Raw genomic sequence first — 24,319 nt, 5'->3', positions numbered from 1 at the left:
CACGTACAGTAATGTACTGAGCTAACTGATACTAATTGCCCGTAAGGCTTGATCCTATAACAGGTGTGTCTCGACCCGCGTGAGTGCTTCAGTACTTACGCGGGTCCGATCCCCGAAGGGGATTTGTGTGACCTCCCGCGGGAGCTCACAGAAACGCCCGGTTGGGATTCAGTGTTGTGCCAGAAACAACACAACCCCCACACACTCGAATCCTTTACGCTTCTTCCCGATTGGCTGTGGCGCAACCGGTTGACTCCAGCCCTGCGACGCAGCAACCCGTCATGCCTGATGACCATAGCGAGTCGGTCCCACCCCTTCCCATCCCGAACAGGACCGTGAAACGACTCCACGCCGATGATAGTGCGGATTGCCCGTGTGAAAGTAGGTAATCGTCAGGCTCCCCTCCAGTCAGAAACCCCACCCGCCGCGGTGGGGTTTTTGCGTTTACGCGGCCGTCATCGGCAGAGATGACGTTTCGGAGACAATCCAGCCGCCACAATTCGACAATACGACGCCGGAAAGTGCGCGCGTCAACTCTCTTTCAATTGTTCGCGCTATGCTCACGTATTCCTTTCGGAAGCGCTGGCATCGAACGACCTATGAAATCAGATCTGGCAATGCAAACCTACGGCGCGGATTCGTCGGGTATGGTCTGCGGTTTCCGGTTTTCGCCGACGCTCGCCGGGCGGCCGATCGACGCGGACGAAGTCATCGACTGGTACCGCGAGCGCGAGGACGATGCCGGCACTAGCGCGACGGACGCTGGCGAATTTCTATGGCTTCACTTCAATCTCGCGCATAGCGCGAGCGAGCGCTGGATGCGCACGCAACTCGATCTGCCCGAAACCTTTTTCGACGCCTTGCGCGAAGGCTCGCATTCGACGCGGATCGAGCATGCGGACGGCGCACTGCGCGCGGTCGTCAACGACGTCATGTTCAACCTCGAATTCATCCCGTCAGAAATCGCGACGCTGTGGATCTACGCACATAAGCGGCTCATCGTGACGGCGCGGCTGAAGCCGCTGCGCTCGGTCGACCGTTTGCGCGCGTCGGTGCGCGAAGGTGAAATATTCAGGTTACCTGCCGAACTGCTAGTTCATCTGATGCGCGACCAGGCCGACCTGCTCGTGCAGATCGTCCGCCGAACCAGTGCCGACGTCGATCGAATCGAGGATCGCTTTCTGTCGCAACGGCCGACGCAAAACCGCCTGGACCTCGGCGCGATGCGTCGCACGCTGACACGCCTGCAACGCATGCTGGCACCCGAACCGGGCGCGATTTTCCGCTTGCTGGCGAGGCCGCCTCGGTGGCTTCATGCGGAAGACGTGCAAGATCTGCGTGAATCGACGGAGGAGTTCTCGGTCGTGCTTTCGGACGTAGCGGGATTGATCGAGCGGGTCAGATTGCTGCAGGAAGAAATCACCTCGGGCCTCGAGGAGCAGAACAACCGGACGCTATTTACCCTGACGCTAGTCACGGTACTGGTGATGCCGATCAATATCGTCGCCGGTTTCTTCGGCATGAACGTCGGTGGCATTCCGCTCGCCGAGAACAAGCATGGCTTCTGGCTGATGGTGGTGCTGGTCGCCGGCTTTACCGGGCTGACGGGCTGGTGGGCGTTTCGCCGCAGGAGGGAGCGCTAGAAGGCGCGGCAAATTTGGCCCGCTTTTTACGAGGCCAAACCCGCCGGCGTGATCGAAGCCCGAACATGCCCGTCTTCGAATACGCTTCGCAGCGGTTCAAAGAGGGCAAGTACTCGTCGATTACTCGAGTGCGTTATTCGAGCGCGGCAGCCGGCCCAAAGAACTCATAACGGCTCTGCGATTCCGGCACGCCGATCGCCTTCAGGCCTTTCTTGATCGCCTTCATGAACGCGACGGGCCCGAGAAAATACACCTCGACATCGCGCGTTTCCGGCAACCACTTCTTCAGATTCGCTTCGTCGACGTAACCGAGCGCGTGCGCTTCGTCATCGCCATCACGGCGCTCCTCGTAGCAATAGAAGCGCTTCAGTTGCGGATGGCGTGCGGCCAATGCATCGATTGCGCCGCGGAATGCATGCACGCCACCATGACGGGCCGCGTGAATGAAATGCACCGTACGATTGGTCTTCAGCGCGGCCTCCAGCATCGCCATCGTCGGCGTAATGCCAACACCGCCGCTGATCAGCACCAACGGCTTGTCGCCAGGTTGCAGCGTAAATTCGCCGGACGGCGCGAACAGATCGAGCGAGTCGTTTTCCTTGATCTGCTCGTGCAGATACTTCGACACGGTGCCATTCGGTTCACGCTTCACGCTGATGCGATATTCGCGGCCATCGCTCATTGCGGACAGCGAATAGTTGCGACGCACTTCTTCGCCGTCGATCACCAGACGCACGCCAATGTACTGACCCGGCTGAAACGCGAGCAATTCGCCGCCGTCATCGGGACGCAGATAGAACGACGTGATCTCGTCGCTTTCACGCATTTTGCGCGCGACGCGGAACAACCGCGTGCCGCGCCAGCCGCCGGGCGCTGCTGCGCTTTCGGCGTAGATCTTCTCTTCGAGGCCGATCAGCAGATCGGCGAGTTGTTGATACGCGGCGGCCCACGCTTCGATCACGGCGTCGGTTGCGACGTCCGCGCCGAGTACTTCGCGAATCGCGCGCAGCAGACACTTGCCGACGATCGGATAGTGCTCAGGCTGCACGTTCAGCGACACGTGCTTGTTGATGATCTGCGCGACGAGCCCGCCCAACTGCTCGAGCTGATCGATATAGCGCGCATACATCAGCACGCCGTTGGCCAACGCGCGCGGTTGCGCGCCGCTTGCCTGATTGGCTTGATTGAACATCGGGCGCACTTCCGGATGCTCGCTGAGCATCAGATTGTAGAAGTGCGTGGTGAGCGCCTCGCCGCCGCTTTCCAGGAGCGGCACGGTTGCTTTGATGATGGCGCGGTGTTCGGCGGATAGCATGTTTTTAAGTCCTGGTGAGAGTCTGAGTGAGCGTCTGCCTATCAGCGAATGTCACAGCCGGTTTCGGCAGACTGCGTCTACTACCCACGATTCGTGCCAGGTATAAAATGCATTTAGATCAACGATCTGGCAATTAAGATGGTTCATTCGACCCTAGTCGAAAAGACTCAATCGGCAGTCGATCTGACTACAGGGGCGGTCCTCGATGTTCTTACCCCGCTGATTCTCGACCTGTCGCGCGAGCTGTCCGAGCGCGAGCGTTATCGGCGGCTGCTCAGCGCGCTGCGCTCGCTATTTCCGGGCGACGCGGCGGCTCTGCTACGCCTCGAAGGCGATACGCTGGTGCCGCTCGCCATCGACGGCTTGAGCAGCGATACGCTCGGGCGGCGTTTTCGCGTCGCCGAGCATCCGCGCTTTCAGGAGCTGCTGGCCCAGCCAGGGCCGACGCGCTTCGCCGCCGACTCCGATCTGCCCGATCCCTACGATGGCCTCGTGCAAGGCATGGCGCCCGGGCACCTCGAAGTGCACGACTGTCTGGGGTGCCCGCTGTTCATCCGTGGCGAGCCTTGGGGCTTGCTCACGCTCGACGCACTCGACCCGGCGCGCTTCGACACACTCGACATGGCCTCGCTGCAGGCGTTTCTCGGCCTCGCGGCCGCGACCGTGAGCGTCGTCGAACGCATCGACGCGTTGGCGCGCAATGGCGAGGAGGCGCAGCGCCGCGCGGAAGCGTATCGGCTGGCGAGCAGCGAGAGCCGGCACGAGCTGATCGGCAGCAGCGACGCGCATCGCCGCATGATCAAGGAGATCGAGGTGGTGGCCGCCAGCGATCTGACCGTGCTCGTCACCGGCGAGACCGGCGTCGGCAAGGAACTTGTCGCCAATGCGATCCACGCGCTGTCGCCGCGCGCGAACAAGCCGCTGATCAGCCTGAACTGCGCGGCGTTGCCCGATACGCTCGTCGAGAGCGAACTGTTCGGGCACGTGCGCGGCGCGTTTTCGGGAGCCTCGGCGGATCGACGCGGCAAGTTCGAACTCGCGGACGGCGGCACCATTTTCCTCGACGAAGTCGGTGAGTTGCCCCTCGCGGTGCAGGCAAAGCTGTTGCGCGTGCTGCAGAACGGCCAGTTGCAGCGCATCGGCTCGGACCACGAACACAGAGTCGACGTGCGGCTCATCGCAGCAACCAATCGCGACCTCGCCGAAGAAGTGCGCGCGGGCCGCTTTCGCGCCGACCTCTATCATCGCCTCAGCGTGTATCCGCTGCGCGTGCCGCCGTTGCGCGAGCGTGGCCGCGACGTGCTACTGCTGGCGGGCTTCTTCCTCGAAGACAATCGCTCCCGGCTCGGTTTGCTGAGCCTGCGTCTTGCGGCTGACGCGCAGGCCGCATTGCTGCACTACTCATGGCCCGGCAATGTGCGCGAACTGGAGCATCTGATCGGACGCAGTGCGCTGAAGGCGTTGGCGGCCAATCGTGAGCGCCGCCGTATTCTGACGTTGACGGCCGCGGACTTCGCGTTGTCGGACGCACGAGATCATGAAGCCAATCAAATCGCCACGCAGAGCGAGGAAAGCGAGACGAAAGACTTTCGCAGCGCGGTCACCGAGTTCGAACGCAATCTCGTTCTCGAAGCGCTGATCCGCAACAGGCAGAACTGGGCCGCGGTCGCGCGCGAGCTGGGGCTGGACCGGGCGAATCTGAATCGGCTGGCTAAACGGCTCGGGCTCAAATGAGCGAACAGGCGCAGCGGTGCCGTCGCGGCCCGGCGCTAAGGTCAAGCCACATCGAATCGCCGATCGAGCCGACAACAGATCGTCAGCGCCGCTTGCTGGGCTCAACGTCTTAACGAAAAACAAAGGCCCGCTTCGGAAAATCGAACTTCGCGGAACGCAGCGCGTCGGTCATAGTGGGTCCTAACGAGGACCAACACACTGAATCTGGAGACTCCGTCATGTCCGCTGCCCCAGAGAAACTCGACGATTGGCTCAACAAGCAGGCGGTGGCCGAAGACGACATCACCGCGTTTCCATTGAAGGCGCTTGCCGCCACGCTCGATCGCGAGGAAAGCGGTAACACCGTACCGCCGTTGTGGCACTGGCTGTACTTTCTGCCGGTCACGCCGCTATCCGAAGTCGGTCCCGACGGACATCCGAAGCGTGGCGGTTTTCTGCCGCCCGTGCCACTGCCGCGCCGTATGTGGGCTGGCGGCCGGCTCACGTTTCATGCGCCGCTGAAGATCGGCGAGCATGCGCGGCGCACGTCGACGATCGCCAATATCGAGGACAAGACCGGCCGCTCGGGCCGCCTCGTGTTCGTCACCGTGCAACATACGATCGAAGTCGATGGCGAGTTGAAGCTCGAAGAGGAGCACGACATCGTCTATCGCGACGCGCCCCAGGAGGGCGCGCGGCCGCAACAGCCGGCGCCCGCGCCCGAAGACGAAACATGGCGCCGCACGATCGACGCCGATGCCGTGATGCTGTTGCGCTACTCGGCGCTGACTTTCAACGGCCATCGCATTCACTACGACCATCCTTATGTCACGCAGGTCGAAGGCTATCCGGGCCTCGTCGTGCATGGCCCGCTGATCGCGACGCTGCTGGTCGATCTCGTGCGCCGAGAACTGCCGCAAGCGACGCTGCAAAGCTTCGCGTTTCGCGCGCTTCGCCCCACGTTCGCGGACCAGCCGTTCACGGTATGCGGCAAGCCCGCCGCCGACGGCAAGACCATCGACCTGTGGGCGAAGGACCACGAAGGTTATCTGACCATGCGCGCGACCGCCGCGCTCGCCTGAATTCCGCGAGACCCGACTATGCAAACCACGCAACACGATTCGTTCCAGGACATTCGCGAGGCCGTGCGCGATCTGTGTCAGCAGTTTTCCGGCGAGTACTTTCGCAAGATCGACGAGGCGCGCGGCTATCCGGAAGAGTTCGTCGACGCGCTGACGAAGGCCGGCTGGCTCGCCGCGCTGATTCCGCAGGACTTCGGCGGCTCGGGGCTCGGGCTCACGGAAGCGTCGGTGATCATGGAGGAGATCAATCGCGCGGGCGGCAACTCGGGCGCGTGCCACGGGCAGATGTACAACATGGGCACGCTGCTGCGGCACGGTTCGGAAGAACAGAAGCGCAGGTATCTGCCGAAGATCGCGAACGGCGACCTGCGTTTGCAATCGATGGGCGTGACCGAGCCGACCACCGGCACCGATACGACGAAGATCAAGACGACCGCAGAGCGGCGCGGTGACCGTTACGTGATCAACGGTCAGAAGGTGTGGATCTCGCGCGTGCAACACTCGGACCTGATGATTCTGCTCGCACGCACCACTTCGCTCGCGGACGTGAAGAGGAAATCAGAGGGCATGTCGATCTTCATCGTCGATCTGCGCGAGGCGATCGGTCATGGCCTGACCGTGCAGCCGATTCTGAACATGGTCAATCACGAGACCAACGAGCTCTTTTTCGACAACCTCGAAATTCCGGCCGAGAATCTGATCGGCGAGGAAGGGCAAGGCTTCAAATACATTCTCGATGGCCTGAACGCGGAGCGCACGCTGATCGCCGCGGAATGCATCGGCGACGGTTACTGGTTTGTCGATAAAGTCACCGAATACGCGAAGGAGCGCGTCGTGTTCGGCCGGCCGATCGGACAGAACCAGGGCGTGCAGTTTCCGATCGCGCGCTCGTTCATCAACGTCGAGGCAGCGAGCCTGATGCGCTTCGAAGCGGCACGTCGTTTCGACGCACATCAACCGTGCGGTGCGCAGGCGAATATGGCGAAGCTGCTCGCGGCGGATGCGTCGTGGGAAGCGGCCAATGCGTGCCTGCAATTTCACGGCGGCTTCGGCTTCGCGTGCGAGTACGACGTCGAGCGCAAGTTTCGTGAAACGCGTCTGTATCAAGTCGCGCCGATATCGACCAATCTGATTCTCTCGTACGTGGCCGAGCATATCCTCGGGCTGCCGCGTTCGTTCTGACCCGCTGGCGGACATCATGAGACCACTCGACGGTATCAAGGTCATCACGCTCGAACACGCGATTGCCGCGCCGTTCTGCACGCGTCAACTGGCCGATCTCGGGGCGCGCGTGATCAAGATCGAACGGCCCGGCGTCGGCGATTTCGCGCGCGGCTATGACGAACGTGTGCATGGGCTGTCGTCGCACTTCGTGTGGACCAATCGCTCGAAGGAGAGTCTTTCGCTCGACCTGAAGCAGCCCGCGGCGGCCGAGATTCTCGATGCGTTGGTTGCCGATGCCGACGTGCTCGTGCAGAACCTCGCGCCAGGCGCGGCCGAACGGCTTGGCCTCGGCTACGACACATTGAGCCACAAGTCTCCGAAGTTGATCGTCTGCGATATTTCCGGCTACGGCGCGGACGGTCCGTATCGCGACAAGAAGGCGTACGACCTGCTGATTCAAAGCGAGTCCGGCTTCCTGTCGATCACCGGTTCGCCCGGCGCGCCAGCGAAAGCGGGCTGTTCGATCGCCGATATCGCGGCGGGCATGTACGCGTATTCGAACATCCTGTGCGCGCTGTTGCAGCGTGGGCGCACAGGGCGCGGTTGCCGCATCGATGTATCGATGCTCGAGAGCATGGTCGAGTGGATGGGTTATCCGCTCTACTACGCGATCGACGGTCAGTCGCAGCCCGCGCTTGCGGGCGCCGCGCATGCAACGATCTATCCTTATGGCCCGTTTCCCGCTGGCGACGGCAAGACGGTCATGCTTGGCCTGCAGAACGAACGCGAATGGAAGCTGTTCTGCGAGCGCGTGCTCGAACAGCCTGAACTGGCAACCGACGAACGCTTCGCATCGAACTCGAAACGCACTGCGGCGCGCGACGCCCTGCGCGAGGTGATCGTCGCGGCGTTCGCGAAGCAGAGCGCGGCGCACGTGATCGATCGACTCGATGAGGCAGGCATCGCGAACGCGCAGATGAATACGCTCGCCGACGTGTGGGCGCATCCGCAACTGAAGGCGCGCGAGCGCTGGCAGGAAGTCGGCACGGCAACGGGGACGATACCCGCATTGCGGCCGCCCGGTCTGCCTTCCGACCTCGAGCCGCGAATGGACCCTGTGCCCACGCTTGGTCAACATACGGAAGCAATTCTGCGTGAGCTTGGCTACGACAATGGGCGTATCGACGCGCTGCGCGCGGCGGGCACGATCTGATTCGGTAACGACCCCATGAACGACCATCCCAGTCTCACGCTTGCCACTTTCGCCGCGCAACTCGACTTCGACCGCATCCCGCACGGGGTCGTCGAGCGTACCGTCAACCTGTACGTCGATTGGCTCGGCTCGGCGCTGGCCGGCAAAGGCGCGCGCCCGGTCGAGACGATCGCGCGGTTCGCACGCGCGGCAGCCGGGGCGACGAACGAGGGCCTCTGCGAGGTGCTGATCGACCGCGGTCGAACCACGCCGTATTTCGCCGCGATGATCAACGGCGCCGCATCGCATTTCGCCGAACAGGACGATGTGCACAATGGCTCGGTGTTTCATCCGGCGACCGTGGTGTTTCCCGTTGCGCTTGCGTTGGCACAGGCAAAGCGAGCGTCGGGGCGCGACTTCATCGCGGCGGCGGTGGCGGGATACGAGGTCGGCATTCGCATCGGCGAATTTCTCGGGCGCTCGCACTACAAGGTGTTTCACACCACGGGCACGGTCGGCACGGTCGCGGCCGCGGCAACGGCAGGACGCTTGCTGGGTTTGTTGCCGTCCCAAATGCTCGATGCGTTCGGCTCGGCGGGCACGCAGGCGAGCGGCCTATGGGAATTTCTGCGCGACGCCGCCGACTCGAAGCAACTGCACACCGCGATGGCCGCCGCGAACGGCCTGATGGCCGCGCAACTCGCCGCCGACGGCTTCAAGGGCGCGACGCACATTCTCGAAGGCGCCCAGGGCATGGCCGCGGGCATGTCGAGCGACGCCGATCCGGCGCGCCTCGTCGATTGGCTTGGCAGCCGCTGGGCGACCGCGGAGACGTCGTTCAAGTATCACGCGGCGTGCCGCCATACGCATCCGGCCGCCGATGCGCTGCTCGCCGTCGTGCAGACGCATCGTTTCGCGCCGCGCGACGTCGCGAAGGTCGTCGCGCACGTGCATCAAGGCGCGATCGATGTGCTCGGTCCCGTGGTCGCGCCGCGCACCGTACATCAGGCGAAGTTCAACATGGGCACAGTGCTCGGGCTGGTCGCGCATCACGGCTATGCCGGCGTGACCGAATTCGAGCAGGGTTTCGACGCGAGCGAGATCGCCGCGTTTCGCGACAAGGTCACAATGGCGCTCGACGCTGAAGTCGACGCCGCCTATCCCGCACGCTGGATCGGCAAGGTCACGGTGACGACGACCGACGGCCGCGTGTTCGATGGGCGTGTCGATGAGCCGAAGGGCGATCCAGGCAATACCTTGTCGCGCGACGAGATTGCGACGAAGCTGCATCGGCTGGCGGCGTTTTCGGGTGCGGCTAGCGAAGAGGAGGCGGCGCAACTGCTTCGCCGCGCATGGCAGATTGCCGAAGAGAAGCAGATTGGCTCGGTATTCGATGCAACTTCGCGCACGATGGTGGCGGCATGAGCGCGTTGCCCCGGTCGTATCTGTTCGTGCCTGGGAATCGGCCTGAGCGGTTTGAGAAGGCCTATGCGGCCGGCGCGGATGCGGTGATTCTCGATCTGGAAGACGCGGTGCAGCCGGATCAGAAGGTGCCGGCGCGTGCGGTGGTTGTGGCCGCGGTGTCGGCTAACGCATCGCGGGCCGCCTGGGTGCGTATCAATGGCTCGGATACGCCATGGTTTCCAGATGACGTTGCGGCGCTCGTTGGGCAGACCGGCGTCGCCGGAATCGTGCTGCCGAAGGCTGAGACGCGCGAACAGATCAACGCGGTGCTGGCGAACGCGCATCCGGCGTTGAGCGTGCTGCCGATTGTCGAGACTGCGCGCGGGTTCGCGAATCTTGCGGAGTTATGCAGCGCGCCGCGCGTGCTGCGTATCGTCTTCGGTACGCTGGATTTTCAGATCGATCTCGGCATCGATGGGGATGGCGAGGAGTTGCATCTGTTTCGCTCGCAGATCGTGCTTGCGTCGAGGCTGGCTGGCATTGGTGCGCCGGTGGATGGCGTGTCGACGACCATTACCGATGCTGATGCGGTGCAAGCTGATGCGCGGCGCGGCCGGCGGTTCGGTTTCGGCGGCAAGCTTTGCATTCATCCGAAGCAGATCGAGCCGGTGCATCGCGCGTATGCATGGAGTGACGCCGAGGTGGAGTGGGCGCAACGCGTGCTTGCGGCTGTCGAGGCGAGCCATGGCGCCGCGGTTGCCGTGGATGGGAGGATGGTCGATATGCCGGTGATTCTGCGGGCGCGGAAGGTTGTGGGCGATTCCGAAAGCTTCTGACAATGCGGTTTTCCGTCGCCCCTACCCCCCATCGTCGCACTTGAATAGTTAGCAGGTCACATGCTAGATTAAATTGTTATCGGTAACACATTTCGACGGAAAGTTTCCGTTCGCAACGTTGTCGATGAAGAAGATCTGTTCCTCTCAGCACGTCAAAAAATACCCTCCCGATGAGTACTATTCAAAATCCAGTTCTGCGCGGCTTCAACCCGGATCCTTGCGTGTGCCGTGGCAAGGATGCGTGGCATATCGCGGTTTCAACGTTTGAATGGTATCCGGGCGTTCTCATTTACGAATCAAAAGATTTCGTCAACTGGGAACTCAAGGCCACGCCTCTCGACAGACTATCGCAATTGAACCTGATCGGAGAGCAGCCCTCCGGAGGCATATGGGCGCCAGCCCTCTCCTATCACGACGGTCTTTATTGGCTCGTCTATACCGACACCAAGGCATGGAAAGGCGAGCAGAAGATCTCTCCGCTTCGTGACATGCACAACTACCTCGTCACCGCCCCGGACATCACCGGACCCTGGTCGGAGCCCGTGCATCTCGTGTCCGGTGGATACGATCCATCCCTGTTCCACGACGAATCTGGCAAAAAGTGGCTCGCCTATATCCGGCGCGATTTCAGAGGTATCTACGAAGACCTGTTCGTCGGAATCGTTCTGCGGGAATACTCGGTGCAGGAGGAAAAGCTGATCGGCGAAGAGCACGTCATCTATAAAGGCGCCAACCTCAAGACCGATTACTTCATGAAATGTCAGATCTACGAGGCTCCGCATTTGCTGAAGAAGGGAGACTGGTACTACCTGATCACAGCGGAGGGGGGCACAGGCTATACACATGCAACGTGTGTATCCAGGTCCCGCGGCATTTTCGGTCCATACGAGTTTCATCCTGATACGCCGATGCTCACGTCGCGCGACGCGAATGGACGGATTCAGCGGACCGGCCACGGCAATCTGGTCGAGGGTCCCAACGGCCAGTGGTACATGACGTACCTCGGATCGAGACCAATCGATGCGCACACGAAGCGCTCGCCGCTAGGCCGTGAAACCTGTGTCGCACCTATCGAATGGCATGCCGACTGGCCCCGCCTCGCCAGTGGCGGAGTGGTTCCCGCCGAATCTTTTGCGATCGGCTCGGATATCGAGCAAAGGCTCGACAGCAGTTGGACGATCGATTTCGGACAACGTGCCGCGCTGCCCCTGGAACTGCAGAGTCTGCGCATCCCCATCGGCGACGACTGGTGCAATCTTCACGAACGTCCGGGCTATCTGCGGATAAGGGGGCAAGAGTCGCCGACTTCGCGGTTCCATCAAAGCTTGTTGGCCTGTCGCATCCGTGACTGGCAGTTCGAAGTCGAAACCGCGCTGGAATTTTCACCCAGGTCATATCTGCACATGGCTGGGCTCATGGCGCGTTACGACGAGAACACCTTCTTCTATCTGTTCGTCACGCGCGACGACGACGGCACAAAAATCCTGTCCTACATGGAAATGGATGCCGGCAGCTTCGCCTACAGCAATCGACTGGCGACGCTGCCCGAGGCCACCGGGATCGAACTGCGGATTCGCGTCGTGGACGCGAAACTGCGCTTCTTCTATCGCTTGACGCACGGTGACTGGAAGGACCTTGAACTGGAAAAGGATTTCACGAAACTCAGCGATGAATATGCAACCCCCATCGGCTTCACGGGGGCATTCGCGGGTATCACCGTCAACGACATGCTTGGCTTTCGCGAGCCTGCCGATTTCAAGTCGTTCTCATACCGCCAATTGATCGGCTAAAGCTCGGATTTCGTGTCATCGCTGTCATTTAATAATAAGGAAGATCTCATGCGCTTTCGTTGGAGACATCGCTACCTCGTGCTGTTTATTTTGTTCGCAATCTATCTGCTCTGTTACATGGACAGAATGATCATGGCAGCGGCTATTCCATTCATTGCGTCCGAGTTTCATCTGTCCGCGATGGAAATGGGTGGAATCCTGAGCGCGTTCTTCTTTAGCTACGCGCTATGTCAGATCCCGGCTGGCCTGCTTGCAGACAGATTCGGTCCGCGGCTGATGACGACGATCGGCATCACCTGGTGGACGATTTTCACCGCGCTTACCGGACTGTGCAATTCGCTCGGCTTGATGCTGGTGGTGCGGGTCGCGTTTGGCATCGGCGAAGCGCTTTTTCCTCCCGCCGCGTTCAAGGCACTGTCGGCGTGGTTCCCAAAGCGCGAAGTGGGACGGGCAACCGGGCTGATGATGACCACTAATGCGCTGGGACCCGCATTGGCGCCGCTGTTCGTGGCGGCCGTGATGGCCGCGTGGGGATGGCGCGCGATTTTCACGAGTCTGTTCATACCCGGTGTCGCGATGGCCGTATTCGGCTGGATCTATATCAGAAACAGCCCGAAAGACAGCAAGCACGTTTCGAAGATCGAATTGGAGGAAATCGGTACCAGCGAAAAGTCTTTGTCTGCCTCTGCCGGCAAAGCGGATTTTGCTGGTTTGGTGAAAACGCCGCTGGTCTGGTGGTGCTTCGTCACCTTGTTCGTTTTCAGCATCGCCTCGTGGGGCATCATGAGCTGGTTCCCGACGTATCTGCTGAAAGCGCGCGGCCTTTCGACGGCCAGAATGGGCATTATGGCGTCGGTGCCATTTCTCGTCGGCACGATTGCCTATTGCATCACGGGCTTTCTTTCCGACAAGTTCTTCCGCAATCGTCGCGAATTGCTTGTCGTCCTCGGCTGCGTCGTGGCCGCCATCTTTGCCTATCTGACGGCCCATGCGGAGACCGCGGAAACGGCGGTATTCTTTCAGACGATCGGCTACTTCTTCTCAACCATGGCCGGCTGTTCGCTCTACACCATCCCGAACGTCGCGCTGCCGAACAAGGTCGTCGGGTCGGCAATCGGCTTTGTCAATGCGGCGGGTCAGTTGGCAGGATTTCTTTCCCCGCTGATCGTCGGTTACATCCTGACCAGGACGAATGACGACTTCAATGTCGTATTCCACCTCTTCGTCGGCTGCTTCTTGTTGGCTTCGGTCTCCGCCTGGTTCATCAATACGAGGACGGACCTCAGCGACTCTGTCACACGCAGCGCCGGCGCAGACGTGCCCGTGCAGAACCGGACAGCGGGATAAATGGCGCGACGGGGCTTGAGCCGGCGATAATTCCGGCTCAGTCACCGGCTTTGCGCAACGACTCGATCAGTTCATGGATGCGCATCCTGAACTCGAAATCGAGTTCATCGCGCGCGACCATTTCGACGATCTCGTTCTCGAGGGCTTTGACCTCGCGCTGCGGTTCGGCGCTGCCGCCTTTCGGGTATGCAAATCGCTTCTTTACCATTCCCTTAATCAAACCGGAACACTCACCTCCAAAAAGCCCAATTCCCAGCCCACGTCACCTGTCGCACTCTTGAAGCCAACGGCCCTGCACGATCCGACAACGGCCGTTCAGCGCTCTGCCCCGAGCCGCCGCATCGAACGAAGGCGGTCTCGCAGAACTGTTCCGCGCTCGCGCCTCTCGCCCGCGCGCAGCCTAAAAAGACAGGAGACACAATTTGCCAGCCCCCATCAACTCCGGCGCACGCCTCGACCGCCTGCCGATCACCCGCTTCCACTGGAACATCCTCGGCCTGATCGGCGCGGGTGCTTTCCTCGACGCCTTCGACATCTATCTCGCCAACGGCGCGCTCGCGGCGATGGTCAAAACCGGCTTCACCGATCTCCGCCTCGGCTCGTTCTTCATCTCCGCGACCTTCATGGGCATGATGATCGGCGCGGGGCTGGCAGGCTATCTCGGCGACCGCTTCGGTCGACGCTATTCGTATCAGGCCAATCTCGCGATCTTCGGCATCGCATCGCTCGCCGCCTGCTTCGCGCCGAACATCTACTGGCTGATCCTGCTGCGCTTCGTCATGGGCATTGGCCTTGGCGCCGAACTCGTGGTCGCGGCCGGCACGCTGTGTGAGTTCGTGCCACCTGCCACACGCGGCCGCTGGACCGCTCTGCTCGCGCTGATCGTCAACTCCGGTCTGCTCGGCGCGACCGCAGTCGGCTATTGGGTAATTCCACATCTCGGCTGGCGCTACATGTTCGCGATCGCGGGGGTTGGCGCGATGGTCGTGTGGTTCCTGCGGCATCGGATGCCGGAATCGCCGCGCTGGCTCGAAACGGTCGGCCGGCTCGAAGAGGCGGAGGCCACCGTCTCGGCAATCGAGCGACAGGTCGAGGCGCGTGTCGGCAAGCTGCCGCCGGTTTCGCGCGTGGTCAGTCACGAGGTGCCGGCCGCGCCGTTCTCGGCGCTGTTCGCGCGCGGCATGATCGGCCGCACGCTGGTCGCCGCGCTGACCTGCATGGCGATCAACATGTCGCTGTACGGTTTCGTCGCGTGGCTGCCGACGTTCTTCGTCAAGGAAGGCCTGACCATCGTGCAGTCGCTCGGCTTCGTGCTGCTGATGTCGTTCGGTGCGCCGGCCGGCGCTGTCGTCGGTTATCTCGTGACGGACCGCCTGGGGCGACGCAACGGCATCGTGCTGTTCTCGCTTGCAACGATCGTGCTCGGCTTCGTCTACGTGCAGATGCGCGCGCCAGTGCCGATCGCGGTCGTTGGTTTCGCGCTCGTCACGACGATCTACACGGTCTGCACGCTCGGCCTGTTCGGCTATATCCCCGAGCTGTTTCCGACCGCGCATCGCTTGCGCGGCACCGGCGTGGCCGGCACGTGCGGCCGCGCGGCGTCGATGTCGACACCCTACGTCGCGCTGCTGCTCTACACGGAGTTCGGCGTGACGGGTGTGCTGACGATGGTGGGTGGCGTGCTGTTGTTGCTGAGTATCGCGATTCTCGCGCTGCGCATCGAAACGAGTCAGCAGACGCTCGAAGAGATTTCGCCCGATGCCGAGCTGATACCGCAAGCGGAGATGATGCGAGAGTCGGCTTAAGCCGTGCGCGCATCAAGGTGATCTGTCGATTCGGATCTTTCCCCGGCTAAATTTTCACTTCACCTGGTTAAGATGAAAGTTTGCTTTGCGCATGCTTCGCTAGCAGCTTTCATCATGCACTTCGATTTCGTAGATTTACGCCTGCTCCTGCATATCGCCGACACGCGCAACCTCGCGCGTGCGGCGGAGCGTTCGCACCTGTCGGCGCCGGCCGCCAGCAACCGGGTCAAGAATCTCGAGGAGCAACTCGGCATCAAGCTGCTCTATCGAACCAGCCAGGGCGTGACGCCGACACCCGCGGGCGAAGCCTTCGTGCATCACGCGCGGCTCGTGCTCGAACGCGTCGAGCATCTGGCCGGCGACATGCAGGAGTATGGCGAGGGCATCAAGGGCCACGTGCGCATCTGGGCCAACACGACCGCGATCAGCGAGTTTCTGCCGGCCGTGCTGAGCCGTTTCCTGCGCGATCACCCGGACGTGAACATCGATCTGCGCGAAGTGCTGAGCGGCGAGATCGTCAAGGGCGTCGCCGACAGCGCGACCGATATCGGCATCGTCGCGGGCAATGTGCATGCCGAGCATCTGCAGATGCTGCCATATCGCGACGATCGGCTCGTGCTGGTTACGTCGTGCGAGCATCCGTTCGCGAGACAAGCGTCGGTCGATTTTTCGCAGGTGCTGAACGCGAACTTCGTGAGCCTGCCGACGTCGAGCGCGATTCACGCGTTCATCACGAGTGCCGCCGATGCGCTCGGCGCGCGTCTCAAACTTCGCATCCAGGTCGGCAACTTCGAGGCCGCGTGCCGGATGATCGAGGCGGGTGTCGGAATCGGCATCGTGCCGGAGTCGGTCGCGCTGCGGCACAGAAAGACGATGCAGATCGCGATCGTCGGCCTGAACGATCCGTGGGCCGTGCGCAAGCTGAAGATCTGCGTGCGCAGTCTGAAGGACTTGCCGCCGTTCGCGCGTGTGCTGGTCGACCGGTTGATGGCGGTGCTGGAGGAGGATGGCGGGTCAGATGCTTGACGCGCGGGCGTAACACCCGCCCGAAGTCTGACGAAGTTTCCTTCTGGAAACATCGCCTCCTTTTGTCAACCGGTATTTCACTCGCCAAGCATCTCCAAGCATCTTCTTGCCGCCAGAAAAACCCGCGTGTATAGTTTCCGAACTTACTCTTGTTTCGTATCGGAAATTAAAGGGGTTCACATGGACGCGTCCACTATCCTCGCGGATCTCGGCATTGCCCAAGCCGCGCAAGCCGGCGATATCGCCGTTCATTCGCCGATCACCGGCGAGCTCATCGGCCGTGTGGCCAGCCAGACGGCGGTCGAGGTCGACGCGGCGCTCGCCCGGGCCAAAGACGCGTTTGCCGTGTGGCGTAACGTGCCGGCGCCGCGCCGCGGCGAGCTGGTGCGGCTGCTCGGCAATCGGCTGCGCGAACAGAAGCAGGCGCTCGGCAGCCTCGTCTCGCTCGAGACGGGCAAGATCCTGCAGGAAGGCATGGGCGAAGTGCAGGAAATGATCGACATCTGCGATTTCGCGGTCGGTCTGTCGCGTCAGCTGTACGGTTTGACGATCGCGTCCGAGCGCCCGGGTCATCGGATGGCGGAGTCGTGGCATCCGCTCGGCACCTGCGTCGTGATCTCGGCGTTCAATTTCCCGGTGGCGGTCTGGTCATGGAATGCGGCGCTCGCGCTGGTGTGCGGCAACGCGGTGATCTGGAAGCCGTCGGAAAAGACGCCGCTCTCGGCGCTGGCCGTGAACAGGATTCTCGAAGACGCGCTGAAGGAATTCGGCGACGCGCCAGCCGGCCTGGCCGCATTGATCAACGGCGGGCGCGACGTGGGCGAAAAGCTCGTGGCCGATCCGCGCGCGTCGATCGTCAGCGCGACGGGCAGCACGGAAATGGGTCGCAAGGTTGGCGTCGAAGTGGCGAAGCGCTTCGGCCGCTCGCTGCTCGAACTCGGTGGCAACAACGCCGGCATCGTCACGCAGACGGCCGACCATGAACTCGCGATGCGCGGCATCCTGTTCTCGGCGGTCGGCACGGCCGGTCAGCGCTGCACGTCGCTGCGGCGTCTGTTCGTGCACGACAGCGTGTACGAGAAGACCGTCGAGCGTCTGAAGCAGTTGTATAGCCGCGTGCCGATCGGCAATCCGGTCGAAAAGGGCACGCTGATGGGGCCGCTGATCGACCGTCAATCGTTCGACCGCTTGCAGGAAGCGCTGCAGCAGGCGAAGGCCGAGGGCGGCAACGTGTTCGGCGGCGAGCGAGTCGAAGTGAAGGGTTATGAGGGCGGCTACTACGTGCGTCCGGCCATCGTCGAGATGCCGTCGCAAACGTCGGTCGTGCTGAAGGAAACGTTCGCGCCAATTCTGTACGTGCTGCGCTATGCCGATTTCGCCGATGCGGTCGAGGCGAACAACGCAGCGCATCACGGCTTGTCGTCGTGCGTGTTCACGAGCGACCTGCGCGAAGCGGAACGCTTCGTGTCCGCGTCGGGCAGCGACTGCGGCATCGCGAACGTCAACATCGGACCGAGCGGTGCGGAGATCGGCGGTGCGTTTGGCGGCGAAAAGGAAACGGGCGGCGGGCGCGAGTCGGGTTCGGATGCGTGGAAGGCTTATATGCGTCGCGCGACCAATACCGTGAACTACTCGTCGGCGTTGCCGCTTGCGCAGGGTATCGACTTCAATCTCGACTGAGCGCGCAAGTGTGACGTCGTAAACGTTGGCGGCGCATCGCGTTGATGCCGGTGCGCCGCCGTCGCCGTCCGGCGCGCCACAGTCGCGCGTTCCAGATAGCAATCCGTTTGCGCCGCCCGGCGTTCCGGAGCGGCCACGTTACTCGTGGAGTAAGACGTGAGTTCGAAAGTCGTGATCGTCGGCGGTGGGGTGATCGGCAGTTCGATTGCGTATTTCTTGCGGCTGTCCGATCCGACAGTCGGCGTCACGGTAATCGAGCGCGATCCGACCTATGCGCGTTCGTCGTCGGCCTTGTCGGCGGCGTCGATCCGGCAGCAGTTTTCCACGCCGCTTTCCATTCAGATGTCGCTGTTCGGCATCGAGTTTCTTCGCTCGATCGGCGAGCGGCTCGAAGTCGACGGTACCCGGCCCTCGATCGATCTGCACGAAGGCGGCTACCTGTTTCTCGCGACACCTGCCGGTGAAGCGACGCTGCGCGAGAATCACGCGCTGCAAAAAAGCCTCGGCGCAGATATCAGCCTGCTCGACACGCATGGCTTGCAAACGCGCTTCCCTTGGCTCAATACCGACGACCTCGTTGCCGGCGCTTATGGCGAAAGCGGCGAGGGCTGGTTCGACGGCTACGGTTTAGTACAGGCGCTGCGCAAGAAAGCGCAGGCGCTCGGCGCGCGCTATGTCGCGGCAGACGTCACCGCGCTGCATCGCGAGGGCAATCGCGTCACGCAGGTACAAACCGCGGACGGTGAGACCTATGCTTGCGACGTCGTCGTCAACGCGGCCGGCGCATGGTCGCGCAAGGTCGCACAGATGGTCGGCATCGATCTGCCCGTCTATGCGCGGCGGCGCAGTATCTTCAACGTCACGTCGCCGGCAAAGCTTGAACGCTGTCCGCTGCTGATCGATCCGAGCGGCGTGTACTTCCGGCCTGAAGGCAATTCGTATATCTGCGGCACGTCGCCGTCGGCCGATAACGATCCCGACGATCTACCGCTCGATGAAGTCGATCACGTGCTATTCGACGACGTGATCTGGCCGACGCTCGCCAATCGCGTGCCGCAATTCGAGGCGCTGCGCGTGCAGAACTGCTGGTCCGGCTATTACGAATACAACGTGCTCGATCAGAACGCGATCATTGGCCATCACCCGGATATCGATAACTGCATTTTCGCGAACGGCTTCAGCGGCCACGGTTTACAGCAAGGGCCGGCAACCGGACGCGGCATCAGCGAATTGGTTCTGCATGGCCGCTATGCGACGCTCGATCTCAGTTCACTAAGCTTTACGCGCGTGCTCGAAAACCGGCCGATCATCGAAAAGAACGTGGTGTAGCGCCTTATATGGCTCGATGCGTGGTCGCCAACCAGACCGTCGATCTATGCAGCGCGCCCTGGACCTAGGCGATTGCCCCGAGTACCTCGCGAGCGGCAGGTTGGAGCGGCATCTGCCGCGCATTGTCGATGCGTATTCCGTCAAATGCCGCGCGCTATGCGATGCGCTCGACACGCATCTCGCGCGGCACATCGCATTTCATCGTCCGGCCGGCGGCATGTTCGTGTGGGCGCGTCTGAACGGGGCACGCGATGCGTCCGACTATCTGCGCGTGTGCATCGAACAGAACGTGATGTTCGTGCCGGGTGTGGAGGAGATTGAAACCGGCGTGCACCGAATGAACCGCGCGCTCGAGCAGTACTTCGACGAGCAATAAAATCCTGATTGCATCAACACAATCAGTGGAATGCGGCAGATTACCCGGCGAGCATCTAATGTGCAGCCGGGTTTTTTTATCCAAATGCCAAAAATTGTGGCGCTTTAACAGAATTCACCGCATTCCTTATTAATCGCGAATCGCGTTGAGTTCGAATACGCAATCGTTTTCGTCCGCGCGTGCCTTCTATGAGACCGACCGTGGCAAGCCGCAGATGAAACCGCCCGGGATTGCCACGTCGAACGGCGCGTACGCGCGAGTGGACCCTCAAATGATTGCCCCCAATGAAATCGTTATTGCACGCCTTAATTTCAAGATTATGCGATTCGAATAAATTCGGGCGCTGCCAAATCTTGTAATGGAGGTGGTCGATTTATATGCGGAAATGCCATTTATAAAGACAAGAAACCGTGTAATTATCGTGCTTGCCGGCCGGCTTCCGTTTTGCGTGATTCCCGGAATGTCTGAAAGACAGGTTTTACACGGGTTCGCGCCACACGAGTCGGCTTTCGCACGGGAAAGCATCGTCGCCCGTCGCGTTCGCCCATGCATGCCGCATATGAGTGCCGCACGAGAATGCGTGAGTGGGCCACAAAAACGTTAAATGAGGAAAAGGGGGCAACGCAATGAATTCACTCGACGAGAAGCGGCCGCTGCTGATCTACGACGGCACGCTCGGCGACCTCTACGGCATCTTTTTCAGAAACCTTGTGCTGCAAATCGTGACGCTCGGTATTTACCGCTTCTGGGCGACCACGAACAACCGCCGATATGTCTGGTCGCGCATGCGGTTTCAGGACGAGCGCTTCGAGTACATGGGCACCGGGGGCGAGCTATTCAAGGGCTTTCTGTTCGCAATCGTGGTCGTGTTCAGCGCGGTGTTCGCGGCTGGCGCGCTAAGCGTGGTCTTGCGCATGCTGACGAAAAGCGCGGCACTCGGTTGGCTGCCTGTCATCGCGTTGTATCTGCTGATCGTCATGCTCGCGGCGGGTGCCTTTTTCGGCGCGCAGCGCTATCGGCTGAGCCGGACGCAGTGGTGCGGTATTCGCGGCGGCATGACCGGCTCGGCGCTCGGCTTCGGCGTGCGCGCGTTGCTGTACGCGCTGTTGTGCGTTGTCACGCTTGGCCAGATGACGCCGTGGACATCAATGCGTCTAATGGAGTGCCGCATCAACGCGAGCAGCTTCGGTAGCCTGGCGTTTCGCTTCAAGGGGCGCGCGTGGGTCGTCTACGGTCTGTTCCTCGTTACGTTCGTCGGCGTGGTCGTGTTGTTCGCGGTGCTGTTCATGGTGTTTCTGAAGGGCGCTCTCGCATCGATGCATGTCGGCCAGGTGCCGGGGGCGAGTATGGCGCCGTCGCGGGCCGCGCTCGGATCGCTGTTTTTGTTTTATGCGCTGTTCTCCATCGGCACGATGCTGATCCGCGGCTTCTATGTCGCCGCGCTGACGCGCCACGTGATGGGCAATACGTCGCTCGGCTCGCAATTGCATTTCGGCAGTAACGTCAGCGTGGCGCGTCTGCTCAGTTTGCAGTGCGGCAACCTTGCGATCATCGTGTTCACGCTCGGCCTTGGGGCGCCAATCGTGCTGCATCGGCTGATGCGGTTTGCCGTCGACACGCTGCAGGTTTCCGGCTACCTGGATCCGCATATGCTGGGGCAAAGCACCGTGGCGGCGCCGCTGACTGGCGAGGGCATGCTGAATCTGCTCGATCATGGTGGCGCCTTCTGAGATTGGACTCGCGTTGAGAGCGCGGCAATGGGCGGAGGGCGCACGATGTGCGGCAAGTAATGGGACACGCGACTCATCTCAGGCGCGAGCGCGAAACGCAGTACGCTCAATGAGTTAGCGCAGTCATGCGCAGGTTGTCCACAAGCTTGTTCCCAAAATCTGTGGACAACAGGGCGGGAAGCGAAGCGGAGAATTCGCGCATGAAGAATTGTGGAAAGGTACAGCACAAAAGCAAACAGCGGGACTCACCGTCGACCGGTTCATCCCGCTGCTTGTGTATGACGATGTGGGCGGCTTGCCGTGCAGCGCGCACGGCAAGCGTGGCAAACGCTTATCGGTCGAGGAACGACTTCAGACGGTCCGCGCGGCTCGGATGCATGAGCTTGCGCATCGCCTTGCTCTCGATCTGACGGATCCGCTCGCGGGTCACGTCGAACTGCTTGCCCACTTCTTCAAGCGTGTGATCCGACTTCGTGTTGATGCCGTAGCGCATGCGCAGCACCTTCGCTTCGCGCGGGGACAGCGAGTCGAGCGCGTCGTCGATCGCGGCACGCAGGTCGGCCTGCATCGCGGCATCCGCCGGCGACGATACGCCAGCGTCTTCGATCATGTCGCCCAGCGTCGCATCGCCGTCGTCGCCAACCGGCGTTTCGAGCGATACGGGTTGCTTCGCGATCTTCAGAATGCCGCGCACCTTCTCTTCCGACAGTTCCATGCGTTCCGCGAGCACCGCAGGATGCGCTTCCTGGCCGGTCTGCTGAAGGATCTCGCGCGAAATGCGGTTAAGCTTGTTGATCGTTTCGATCATGTGCACCGGCACGCGGATCGTGCGCGCCTGATCGGCGAGCGAACGAGTGACGGCCTGACGGACCCACCAGGTCGCGTACGTCGAAAACTTCCAGCCACGACGGTATTCGAACTTGTCCACGGCCTTCATCAGACCGATGTTGCCTTCCTGGATCAGGTCGAGGAACAGCATGCCGCGGTTCACGTACTTCTTCGCGATCGAGATCACGAGACGCAGGTTCGCCTCGATCATCTCGCTCTTGGCCTTGCGCATCTTCGATTCGGCCGCGACCATCTGGCGGTTGATTTCTTTCAGATGCTTGAGCGGCAGCGACACCGTCGCTTCGATGTCGATCAGCTTCTGCTGTTCGGACTGGATGGCCGGCAGGTGACGCTCGAGCGCCGCACCATAGGTCGACGCGCCGGTGCGCGCGGCACGCTCGGTCCAGCCGAGGTCGGCCTCGCTACCCGCGAACGTTTCGATGAACTTCTCGCGCGGCATGCCGGCCTTCGAGACGACGATCTGCAAAATGTTGCGCTCGATCGCGCGCACTTGCGCGACCTGGCGCTGCACGTCGCCGCACAGACGGTCGATCGTGCGTGCGGTGAAGCGGATCTTCGCGAGGTGCTGCTGAATGTCTTCGCGTGCGCGCAGATAGGCCTTCGACGTGACGTCGCCGCGCGCGTGCGACGCGTTCATCTGGTCGTACAGAATGCCGACCTGGGCGAAGATTTCGAGGCAGTCGCTCGTGAGCTGCTTCAGGCGAGCTTCGTCCGCCGCCGACGAATCTTCCGGACCGACGTCGTCGTCTTCTTCGTCTTCGCTGTCTTCGTCGGCGTCGCTGACTTCATCGGCATCCGTGTCGGCGCTCGCGACTTCTTCCGCGGCGGCCGTCTCTTCATTCAGGCCGTCGACGAGTTCGTCGATGCGCAACTCGCCGTCGACAACCTGCTGCGCGCTCGCGAGGATCGCGGAGATCGCGAGCGGGCACGCGGCGATCGCTTGCACCATTTCGTGCAGGCCGTCTTCGATGCGCTTCGCAATCGCGATTTCGCCTGCGCGGGTGAGCAGCTCGGTCGCGCCCATTTCGCGCATGTACATACGCACGGGGTCGGTGGTGCGGCCGAACTCGGAGTCGACGGTCGACAGCGCGACTTCGGTTTCCTCGTCCGCCTGGTCGTCCGACACCACGGCGGGGGAATTCGAGTTGAGCAGCAGCGTTTCCGCGTCCGGGGCCTGCTCGTAGACCTGCACGCCCATGTCGCTGAACGCGCTGACGATGCTGTCGATCGCGGCGGTTGCGGTGAAGTTGTCGGGCAGGTGGTCGTTGATCTGCGCGTGGGTCAGGTAGCCTTGCTCTTTACCCAGCTGGATCAGTGCGCGCATCAGGCGCTGGCGTTCTTCGGCTTGTTGCGGCAGCAGCTCGGCTGCCACGGGAATCGCTTTGCCGGCGCCCTTGCCTTTGGCCGAACGGCCGGACGGAACTTTGGCAGTGAAGGCTGTGTCGTGTTGCGAATCTTCGCGATCAAAAGGGTTCACGTAATTTCCTCTAGAGGCTTCGCTATGAGACGCAAGACGCTACCGTCAGGCGTTTCGAGCAGGGCTCAGCATCACCTGATGTGACTCAACGCGGTTGTTGGGCTGTGCTCTGGTGAGCAAAAAAGATGAGCCCGCTCGAAGCGGGCCGATGGACATGCGAAATTTTGCGCGGCTCGCATTATATACGAGCTTGGGGGTTCGCGCTCATGGGTGCACATCAAATCATCGTCGCTGTTGTCGCAGGCATTGCGTGAGGCTACGCAGGTGCATAGTCCGTGGCCATACGCGCGACCTAACCTAGATAGGGGCGAGTTGCTCCTTGCGCAAGGGGGCTCCATGTCGTTTTCCTGTATATGGAGTCGTATCCTCGCATGCTGTCCCCAAAAGAAATTCGCAGAAGGGTATTGACGTGTTGTCGACCGCTCTCCATAATCCCGTTTCTCTGCTGCAGACGCAGCGACGCAAACGAAGCAGTGCCGGGTAGTGGTGGTTCAGGCGCGGCGGGTTTGGCGGACCGATCTTTAAAAACTAACAGTCGATAAGTGTGGGCGCTTGATGCGG

Annotated in this window: 18 protein-coding genes and 1 rRNA gene; 16 read left to right on the top strand and 3 right to left on the bottom strand. The window is 61.6% G+C overall.

What is annotated here, in order from left to right; translation table 11 throughout:
• Window positions 1-284 precede the first annotated feature (284 nt).
• Together rrf and HWY30_RS37185 are read left to right on the top strand one after the other, a co-directional pair.
• Window positions 285-398: ribosomal RNA gene (gene rrf / locus HWY30_RS37190) — 5S ribosomal RNA — on the top strand.
• Between the two features lie 201 nt (window positions 399-599).
• Complete coding sequence (locus tag HWY30_RS37185) at window positions 600-1,643, top strand: transporter (protein WP_090808493.1); 1,044 nt, start codon at window positions 600-602, stop codon at window positions 1,641-1,643.
• Window positions 1,644-1,776: 133 nt separating this feature from the next.
• Here HWY30_RS37185 and hmpA read toward each other — a convergent pair whose 3' ends face one another.
• Window positions 1,777-2,958 carry an NO-inducible flavohemoprotein gene (gene hmpA / locus HWY30_RS37180; protein ID WP_090808495.1) on the bottom strand — a complete coding sequence of 394 codons (1,182 nt, stop codon included), beginning with the start codon at window positions 2,956-2,958 and terminating at the stop codon, window positions 1,777-1,779.
• 138 nt (window positions 2,959-3,096) lie between these two features.
• Between hmpA and norR the strand changes: the two genes are divergently transcribed.
• The 8 genes from norR (at window position 3,097) to HWY30_RS37140 (ending at window position 13,486) form a co-directional block, all read left to right on the top strand.
• On the top strand, window positions 3,097-4,692 hold the full coding sequence (gene norR / locus HWY30_RS37175) for a nitric oxide reductase transcriptional regulator NorR (RefSeq protein ID WP_090808497.1): 1,596 nt from the start codon (window positions 3,097-3,099) through the stop codon (window positions 4,690-4,692).
• Between the two features lie 218 nt (window positions 4,693-4,910).
• On the top strand, window positions 4,911-5,753 hold the full coding sequence (locus tag HWY30_RS37170) for an HTD2 family dehydratase (RefSeq protein WP_090808498.1): 843 nt from the start codon (window positions 4,911-4,913) through the stop codon (window positions 5,751-5,753).
• A gap of 18 nt (window positions 5,754-5,771) precedes the next feature.
• Window positions 5,772-6,935 carry an acyl-CoA dehydrogenase family protein gene (locus tag HWY30_RS37165; RefSeq protein ID WP_090808501.1) on the top strand — a complete coding sequence of 388 codons (1,164 nt, stop codon included), beginning with the start codon at window positions 5,772-5,774 and terminating at the stop codon, window positions 6,933-6,935.
• 16 nt (window positions 6,936-6,951) lie between these two features.
• Window positions 6,952-8,130 (top strand): CaiB/BaiF CoA transferase family protein, encoded by a 1,179-nt coding sequence (locus HWY30_RS37160; protein ID WP_090808502.1) that lies wholly within the window; start codon window positions 6,952-6,954, stop codon window positions 8,128-8,130.
• A 15-nt stretch (window positions 8,131-8,145) separates the two neighbouring features.
• Window positions 8,146-9,534, top strand: a complete 1,389-nt coding sequence (locus HWY30_RS37155; RefSeq protein ID WP_090808504.1) for an MmgE/PrpD family protein — start codon at window positions 8,146-8,148, stop codon at window positions 9,532-9,534.
• Window positions 9,531-10,349, top strand: a complete 819-nt coding sequence (locus HWY30_RS37150; protein ID WP_090808506.1) for an HpcH/HpaI aldolase/citrate lyase family protein — start codon at window positions 9,531-9,533, stop codon at window positions 10,347-10,349. Before HWY30_RS37155 ends, HWY30_RS37150 begins: the two co-directional genes overlap by 4 nt.
• Window positions 10,350-10,519: 170 nt before the next feature.
• Window positions 10,520-12,139, top strand: coding sequence for a glycoside hydrolase family 43 protein (locus HWY30_RS37145; RefSeq protein WP_090808508.1), 1,620 nt, complete (start codon window positions 10,520-10,522; stop codon window positions 12,137-12,139).
• Window positions 12,140-12,187: 48 nt separating this feature from the next.
• Complete coding sequence (locus HWY30_RS37140) at window positions 12,188-13,486, top strand: MFS transporter (RefSeq protein WP_090808510.1); 1,299 nt, start codon at window positions 12,188-12,190, stop codon at window positions 13,484-13,486.
• Window positions 13,487-13,523: 37 nt separating this feature from the next.
• On the opposite strand, the gene HWY30_RS43200 is transcribed toward HWY30_RS37140, so the two are convergent.
• Window positions 13,524-13,694, bottom strand: coding sequence for a hypothetical protein (locus tag HWY30_RS43200; protein ID WP_167368737.1), 171 nt, complete (start codon window positions 13,692-13,694; stop codon window positions 13,524-13,526).
• 214 nt (window positions 13,695-13,908) lie between these two features.
• Between HWY30_RS43200 and HWY30_RS37130 the strand changes: the two genes are divergently transcribed.
• The 6 genes from HWY30_RS37130 to HWY30_RS37105 all read left to right on the top strand — a co-directional run bounded on the left by HWY30_RS37130 (window position 13,909) and on the right by HWY30_RS37105 (window position 21,432).
• Window positions 13,909-15,291 (top strand): MFS transporter, encoded by a 1,383-nt coding sequence (locus HWY30_RS37130; RefSeq protein ID WP_090808512.1) that lies wholly within the window; start codon window positions 13,909-13,911, stop codon window positions 15,289-15,291.
• 114 nt (window positions 15,292-15,405) lie between these two features.
• Window positions 15,406-16,317 carry a LysR family transcriptional regulator gene (locus tag HWY30_RS37125; RefSeq protein ID WP_090808514.1) on the top strand — a complete coding sequence of 304 codons (912 nt, stop codon included), beginning with the start codon at window positions 15,406-15,408 and terminating at the stop codon, window positions 16,315-16,317.
• A gap of 180 nt (window positions 16,318-16,497) precedes the next feature.
• The gene (gene amaB, locus HWY30_RS37120; RefSeq protein ID WP_090808516.1) at window positions 16,498-17,997 is read left to right on the top strand and encodes an L-piperidine-6-carboxylate dehydrogenase; all 1,500 of its coding nucleotides are present in this window, start codon (window positions 16,498-16,500) and stop codon (window positions 17,995-17,997) included.
• A gap of 156 nt (window positions 17,998-18,153) precedes the next feature.
• The gene (locus HWY30_RS37115; protein ID WP_090808518.1) at window positions 18,154-19,326 is read left to right on the top strand and encodes an NAD(P)/FAD-dependent oxidoreductase; all 1,173 of its coding nucleotides are present in this window, start codon (window positions 18,154-18,156) and stop codon (window positions 19,324-19,326) included.
• A 46-nt stretch (window positions 19,327-19,372) separates the two neighbouring features.
• On the top strand, window positions 19,373-19,702 hold the full coding sequence (locus tag HWY30_RS37110; protein WP_143037236.1) for an aminotransferase-like domain-containing protein: 330 nt from the start codon (window positions 19,373-19,375) through the stop codon (window positions 19,700-19,702).
• Between the two features lie 626 nt (window positions 19,703-20,328).
• The gene (locus HWY30_RS37105) at window positions 20,329-21,432 is read left to right on the top strand and encodes a YjgN family protein (protein WP_090808524.1); all 1,104 of its coding nucleotides are present in this window, start codon (window positions 20,329-20,331) and stop codon (window positions 21,430-21,432) included.
• Window positions 21,433-21,763: 331 nt separating this feature from the next.
• Here the strand turns inward: HWY30_RS37105 and rpoD are convergent, their stop codons facing one another.
• The gene (rpoD, locus tag HWY30_RS37100; protein ID WP_090808526.1) at window positions 21,764-23,758 is read right to left on the bottom strand and encodes an RNA polymerase sigma factor RpoD; all 1,995 of its coding nucleotides are present in this window, start codon (window positions 23,756-23,758) and stop codon (window positions 21,764-21,766) included.
• Between the last annotated feature and the right edge of the window lie 561 nt (window positions 23,759-24,319).

Origin of the sequence: Paraburkholderia tuberum STM678 (genome assembly GCF_902833905.1) — a bacterium.
GTDB classification, from domain to species: Bacteria; Pseudomonadota; Gammaproteobacteria; order Burkholderiales; family Burkholderiaceae; genus Paraburkholderia; species Paraburkholderia tuberum.
Note: the sequence above shows the minus strand (reverse complement) of the source record. Positions and strands in the feature narration are given on the sequence as shown.

Bases quoted from the DNA above. Each gene is read 5' to 3' on its own strand.
- HWY30_RS37160 (WP_090808502.1), top strand. From the start codon at position 6,952: ATGAGACCACTCGACGGTATCAAGGTCATCACGCTCGAACACGCGATT.
- norR (WP_090808497.1), top strand. From the start codon at position 3,097: ATGGTTCATTCGACCCTAGTCGAAAAGACTCAATCGGCAGTCGATCTG.
- HWY30_RS37150 (WP_090808506.1), top strand. From the start codon at position 9,531: ATGAGCGCGTTGCCCCGGTCGTATCTGTTCGTGCCTGGGAATCGGCCT.
- HWY30_RS37145 (WP_090808508.1), top strand. From the start codon at position 10,520: ATGAGTACTATTCAAAATCCAGTTCTGCGCGGCTTCAACCCGGATCCT.
- hmpA (WP_090808495.1), bottom strand. From the start codon at position 2,958: ATGCTATCCGCCGAACACCGCGCCATCATCAAAGCAACCGTGCCGCTC.
- HWY30_RS37170 (WP_090808498.1), top strand. From the start codon at position 4,911: ATGTCCGCTGCCCCAGAGAAACTCGACGATTGGCTCAACAAGCAGGCG.
- HWY30_RS37125 (WP_090808514.1), top strand. From the start codon at position 15,406: ATGCACTTCGATTTCGTAGATTTACGCCTGCTCCTGCATATCGCCGAC.
- HWY30_RS37155 (WP_090808504.1), top strand. From the start codon at position 8,146: ATGAACGACCATCCCAGTCTCACGCTTGCCACTTTCGCCGCGCAACTC.
- amaB (WP_090808516.1), top strand. From the start codon at position 16,498: ATGGACGCGTCCACTATCCTCGCGGATCTCGGCATTGCCCAAGCCGCG.
- HWY30_RS37165 (WP_090808501.1), top strand. From the start codon at position 5,772: ATGCAAACCACGCAACACGATTCGTTCCAGGACATTCGCGAGGCCGTG.
- HWY30_RS37140 (WP_090808510.1), top strand. From the start codon at position 12,188: ATGCGCTTTCGTTGGAGACATCGCTACCTCGTGCTGTTTATTTTGTTC.
- HWY30_RS37110 (WP_143037236.1), top strand. From the start codon at position 19,373: ATGCAGCGCGCCCTGGACCTAGGCGATTGCCCCGAGTACCTCGCGAGC.
- HWY30_RS37105 (WP_090808524.1), top strand. From the start codon at position 20,329: ATGAATTCACTCGACGAGAAGCGGCCGCTGCTGATCTACGACGGCACG.
- HWY30_RS37185 (WP_090808493.1), top strand. From the start codon at position 600: ATGAAATCAGATCTGGCAATGCAAACCTACGGCGCGGATTCGTCGGGT.
- HWY30_RS43200 (WP_167368737.1), bottom strand. From the start codon at position 13,694: ATGGTAAAGAAGCGATTTGCATACCCGAAAGGCGGCAGCGCCGAACCG.